The organism is Stieleria sp., assembly GCF_041595215.1.
In the GTDB taxonomy this organism is placed as follows: Bacteria; Planctomycetota; Planctomycetia; order Pirellulales; family Pirellulaceae; genus Stieleria; species Stieleria magnilauensis.
Map to the genome: position 1 here is coordinate 1 of NZ_JBFHKV010000532.1, position 5650 is coordinate 5650.

General features: G+C 58.9%; 4 protein-coding genes and 1 pseudogene. All 5 read left to right on the forward strand.

The genetic code is table 11. From position 1 onward, the window contains the following. Window positions 1-457, forward strand: a pseudogene (locus tag ABX749_RS19440) (hypothetical protein); the annotation flags it as partial. Between the two features lie 168 nt (window positions 458-625). Continuing rightward, window positions 626-2875 (forward strand): 1,4-alpha-glucan branching protein GlgB, encoded by a 2250-nt coding sequence (gene glgB / locus ABX749_RS19445; RefSeq protein WP_372897430.1) that lies wholly within the window; start codon window positions 626-628, stop codon window positions 2873-2875. 94 nt (window positions 2876-2969) lie between these two features. Beyond that, on the forward strand, window positions 2970-3389 hold the full coding sequence (locus ABX749_RS19450) for a bifunctional nuclease family protein (protein ID WP_145207655.1): 420 nt from the start codon (window positions 2970-2972) through the stop codon (window positions 3387-3389). Between the two features lie 12 nt (window positions 3390-3401). Next, entirely contained in the window at window positions 3402-4259 is an 858-nt protein-coding gene (gene panC, locus ABX749_RS19455; RefSeq protein WP_372897431.1) for a pantoate--beta-alanine ligase, read from the forward strand. A gap of 216 nt (window positions 4260-4475) precedes the next feature. Then, entirely contained in the window at window positions 4476-5444 is a 969-nt protein-coding gene (locus ABX749_RS19460) for a UDP-glucuronic acid decarboxylase family protein (RefSeq protein WP_372897432.1), read from the forward strand. Window positions 5445-5650 lie beyond the last annotated feature (206 nt).

Genomic DNA, 5650 nt, shown 5'->3' on the forward strand with positions numbered 1-5650 from the left:
CTTCGGCCGGCGGATCGATGTGCAGCACGCCGACCTGTGGCGCCGGATCGATCGCACCCTGGCGATTCATCGCGTGCAAGCCTGCCTGGTCAGTTCCTGCTTGGTCAGCCATGGGCACCAAGCTCTCGGCCAGGCCGCTGATCTCGCTCAAGACGCGGATCTCAGTCAGGCCGCCGATCTTGATCCGACCACCCACCCGGCTTCGACGCGACTGCCGCGGCAACCCTCGCCGGCCGGTCCATCCCACTACCGAATCGACACACCGCCGAGCAGCTCACGTCTCGGCACCCCCCAAAACACAGCGCCGAACACAGCTCAAAACAATGTTCGCAGCAGCGTTCCGGCCCCCAGCCGACGGTTGCGTCGGCTGATCAACGGCGACGCGGCCGCCCCCCCGACACCATCCAGCCTCCGCCGCCGCGGACGGTTTACCGCCGAAGACCTGGAATCGGAATAAACCGGGACATCCCGCTCCCGACCATCGCCGCGGCGTGCCTCGTTGGCAGTTCGCACCCCTGGCGGTTTGCCGGTTTCCCCGGCTCCACAGTCATTCAATCCCGGCTCCGCAATGGATTTTGCGAGTCGCTTGTCAAATTTGCCCCTTTTGGACCCATCGTTTTTCGACATGCACACACAGATTTCCCTCACCGATCTCGGACGACTCGTTGACGGTCATTTGGAGAATCCTTCGTCAATCCTCGGCCCGCACACGGTCGACTACCGCGGCACGAAGGCGACGGCCGTCCGCAGTTTTTTGCCGGATGCCCAGGCCGCTTGGATCGTCGATCAGCCCACCGGAAAGCGTCGACCGATGCGTAAACTGCATCCAGCGGGGTTTTTTGAGGCAATCTGCTCAGGCACGGTCGACGCGACCTCGATCGGGCATAATGATGAGGTGACACCCTCGACGCACTCAAGTTATCGAATTCAAATGGCTGACAAAACTGGCAAACTCATCGAGACGAACGATCCCTACGCGGTGCCATCGATTCTGACCGATTTCGATCGTTACCTGCTCGGCGAAGGCAAATTCTATCGGCTCTTCGAAGCACTCGGCGCCCAACTGCGTACCGTCGACGACATCGATGGCGTCAACTTCGCCGTCTGGGCGCCCAACGCCCGAATCGTCCAGGTGGTCGGTGATTTCAACGGCTGGGACGGACGCGGTCACGTCGCCAAGCTGGACATGTCGGTCGGGATCTGGGAATTGTTCATCCCGGGTGCCAAGGCCGGGATGAAATATAAATTCCGAATTTTGGACCAGCACGGTCAATGGATCGACAAGACAGACCCGGTCGGGTTCGCCGCCGAACTGCCCCCGTTGACCGCATCGATCATCACGGATTTGGACAAGCACCAGTGGAACGACGATGCGTGGATGGAGCGGCGTGCGGCCACCGATCCGATGCACGCCCCGATGAACGTCTACGAGTGCCACTTGGGGAGCTGGCAAAAAGGCCCCGGCCGCACGCACGGCTGGCTGGACTATCGTGACTTGGCGCATCGTCTGGTCGATTATTGCCACCGGATGAATTTCACCCACGTCGAATTGCTGCCCGTCACCGAGCACCCCTTCACCGGTTCGTGGGGCTACCAAACGGTCGGCTACTTCGCCCCCACCAGTCGGCACGGCAGCCCCGAAGACTTCATGTACTTCGTCGATTACCTGCACCAACATGATGTCGGCGTGTTGGTCGACTGGGTTCCGGCCCACTTCCCCAAAGACGCGCACGGGCTGCGGCGTTTCGATGGCTCGGCGCTGTACGAACACGAAGACCCACGCCAGGGTGAACACCCGGACTGGGGCACAATGATCTTCAACTTCGGTCGCAACGAAGTCCGCAACTTCCTGGTCGCCAACGCGATCTTCTGGTTGGAGAAATACCACATTGACGGCCTGCGAGTCGACGCGGTCGCTTCAATGCTGTACCTGGATTACAGCCGCGAAGACGGCGGCTGGATTCCGAACCAGTACGGCGGTCGCGAAAATTTGGAAGCGATTGATTTTCTCCGCGAGTTCAACGTGGCCGTTCACGAACACCATCCCGGTGCGGTGACGATCGCCGAAGAGTCGACGGCGTGGCCGGGCGTTTCACGACCTGTCTATGACGGCGGACTCGGTTTCACCTACAAGTGGAACATGGGATGGATGAACGACACGCTGACGTACATGCAGAAGGAACCCATTCACCGCGGGCATCATCAAAATGATCTGACTTTCAGCATGATCTATGCCTTCACCGAAAACTTCATGCTGCCGCTCTCGCACGACGAAGTTGTTCACGGCAAAGGCTCACTGATCAGCCAGATGCCCGGCGACGTGTGGCAGAAATTTGCCAACCTGCGGTTGCTCTATTCCTACATGTGGACACACCCCGGCAAGAAGCTGTTGTTCATGGGTGGCGAATTGGCTCAGTGGAACGAATGGAACCACGACGATGGCCCCGATTGGTTGCTGTTGGATTTCGAATCTCATCGCGGCGTGCAGGATCTGGTTTCGGATCTGAACAAACTGGTGATCGAAAACCCGGCGTTGCACCAATTGGATTTCACCGGCGACGGTTTCGAATGGGTCGACTGCATGAATTGGCAGGAAAGCACGTTGGTTTTCCTGCGCAAGGGCCTGCCGGGGACCGAGCCGATCTTGATCTGCTGCAATTTCACACCGGTGGTGCGGTCGAACTACCGAGTGGGCGTGCCCAAGAGCGGTTTTTGGAAAGAGATTTTCAACAGCGACAGCGAACGCTACGGCGGATCGAACGTCGGCAACTATCCCGGCGCGAAATCGACCGGCGACGGCCACCACGGACGCCCCGACAGCATCCTTGTCAACATGCCGCCGCTGGGTGTCACGATGTTCCGCCTGGAAAAATAGCACGCCGTCGCATCGTGTCGGTGGCCGCGATCGGTGGTAAACTTGGAACCAGCGTAACGTTTTTTGATTTCCAGTCCCATTCTGGTCCGCCGCGATGCCGGTTCAAATGCAACTTGCTCGGATCATCATTTCCGAGCTGACCGAAAGCCAAGTTATCTATTTGCGCGAGATCGATGGGGAGCGTGAGTTCCCCATCTTGATCGGCATTTTCGAAGCGACCAACATCGACCGACGTGTCAAAGAAGACGGCTATCAACCGCCCCGACCGCTGACCCACGACTTGGTCGTGCGAACGGCCGAGGCGCTCGGCGCTTCGATCCATAGCGTCGTGATCAGCGACTTGAGCAATCAAACCTATTACGCTCAATTGCGGCTTGAGACCGAAGACGGCGAGATGATCGAAATCGATTCTCGGCCCAGTGACGCGATCGCCGTCGCCGTCACCTTCTCGCCGCCGTTGCCGATCTTTGTCGCAGAGCATGTGCTTGCCGAAGCGACCTCGAGCATGCCTTAACCGACGAGCGAAATGCAGATTCTAAGAACGACCAAACAGGCCACCGAGCTTGTTTGGCAATGGCGCCGTCGCGATGCATCGGTCGGCTTGGTGCCGACGATGGGGGCGTTGCATGAAGGCCATCTTTCTCTGGCACGCACCAGCGTCGGCCAGTGCGACCACACCGTCACCACGATTTTCGTCAACCCGACCCAGTTCGCGCCCCACGAAGACCTGAGCCGTTATCCGCGAACGATCGATGCCGACCTGGAAGGGCTGCGCCGCGAAGGTGTCTCCGCCGTCTTTGTGCCCGAATCGGACGACATCTACCCGCCCGGATTCAGCACGTCGGTCCAGCCGCCCAGTGTCGCCCAATCCCTCGAAGGCGAATTCCGACCGGCACACTTTCAAGGCGTCGCCACGGTCGTGCTGAAACTGTTTCACATCCTTCCGACCACGCACGCATTTTTTGGCCAGAAAGACTATCAGCAACTGTGTGTGATCCGGGCGATGGTCCGAGATCTGAATGTTCCCATTGAGATTGTTGCCTGTCCGACCGTGCGCGAAACCGATGGACTGGCCATGAGCAGCCGTAATCGTTACCTGAACGCCGAACAACGAATCCGGGCGCTGCGGCTGTTCGCGGCGCTTGATGCCGCCGAGCACGCGGTCCACGACGGGCAACGCGATGCCGCCGCAATCGAACGAATCATGCAGGCGACGTTGTTGGCCGACGGACCTGAACAGGGCGTCGACTCGATCGACTACGCCAAACTCGTCGATGCGCAAACCTTGCAACCGATCCGGCAGCTCGACGACCGAGCCGTCGCGCTGATCGCAGCCAAAGTCGGCTCGACGCGGTTGATCGACAACCGACTGATCGACCCGTAATGGAAGATCAGGTCGCATTTTCCGGGTCAAGAAGCCTTCCATTTTGACGTAGCACCGCGATCGCAGCGAAACTGCCGCGATCGCGGTCGTGCCGAGACGCAGGTTTCGATACGATGTCGGTCCAAGTGCGGCGGCCGATTCAACCGTTCAACCGTTCACTCGCTCATCGAGCAAGTGGACGGGCGAGTGATTCTCAACGACTTACCCATCCGACACATGATTCAACGCATTCTTGTCACCGGCGGTGCCGGATTCTTGGGCTCCTACCTGTGCGAACGTCTGGTCCAGCAGGGCCACGATGTCATCTGTTTGGACAATTTTTTTACCAGCCAGAAGACCAACGTCGCCCACTTGCTCGACTTGCCCAATTTTGAGCTGATCCGTCACGACATCACCCTGCCGGTGTTTTTGGAAGTCGACCAGATCTACAACATGGCCTGCCCGGCCGCCCCCGGGCATTACCAGTACAATCCGATCAAGACGATGAAGACCAGCGTGATGGGGGCGATCAACATGCTGGGCATCGCCAAACGCTGTGGCGCACGAATCTTGCAAGCCAGCACCAGCGAAGTCTACGGCGACCCCGAAGTCCATCCGCAGGTGGAATCCTATCGCGGCAGCGTCAACCCGATCGGGATTCGCGCCTGTTATGACGAAGGCAAACGGGCGGCCGAAACGCTGTTCATGGATTACCACCGCAGCAACGGCGTTGATGTCCGCATCGTGCGGATTTTCAACACCTACGGCCCCCGGATGCACCCCTTTGACGGACGCGTCGTTTCAAACTTCATCCGTCAAGCCTTGGTCGGCGAAGACATCACGATCTTCGGCGACGGCTCTCAAACTCGTTCGTTTTGTTTTCGTGACGACCTGGTCAACGCAATCATCGCGATGATGAATCACGATGATTTTGTCGGACCGGTCAACATCGGCAATCCGGACGAATTCACGATTCGCGAATTGGCCGAACAGGTGATCGAGATTTCCGGGTCGGCGAGCAAATTGGTTCAAAAACCGCTTCCGGCAGACGATCCGACCCGTCGACGGCCGGATATTTCGCTGGCCAAGCAAGAACTCGGCTGGGAACCCAAAATCAAGCTCGCCGATGGATTGCGGCAAACGATCGATTGGTTCAAGTCGATCGACCTGGGCGACTACCGTCCGCCGACGCCCAACTACGTTTGAGGGACTCCCATCAAACGGGCTGATCAACGACCAGCGGAAAAAGAATGATCCAGCCCTGAACGTGACCGTGGTCGCCCGCCCGTCGCATTGCCCGTCAGCTGATTTTCATTGACAGCTCGCGACCCTTCGGCCAAATCTGGACGATGGCGCCTTGCTCTTCATCGGTCTCGTCGCCGAGCGGGTAAGACGCGACCTTGCGCAACTGC

What these genes read in the sequence shown, in the direction of transcription:
- glgB (WP_372897430.1), top strand. Translation starts at nt 626, where the DNA reads ATGCACACACAGATTTCCCTCACCGATCTCGGACGACTCGTTGACGGT.
- panC (WP_372897431.1), top strand. Translation starts at nt 3,402, where the DNA reads ATGCAGATTCTAAGAACGACCAAACAGGCCACCGAGCTTGTTTGGCAA.
- ABX749_RS19460 (WP_372897432.1), top strand. Translation starts at nt 4,476, where the DNA reads ATGATTCAACGCATTCTTGTCACCGGCGGTGCCGGATTCTTGGGCTCC.
- ABX749_RS19450 (WP_145207655.1), top strand. Translation starts at nt 2,970, where the DNA reads ATGCCGGTTCAAATGCAACTTGCTCGGATCATCATTTCCGAGCTGACC.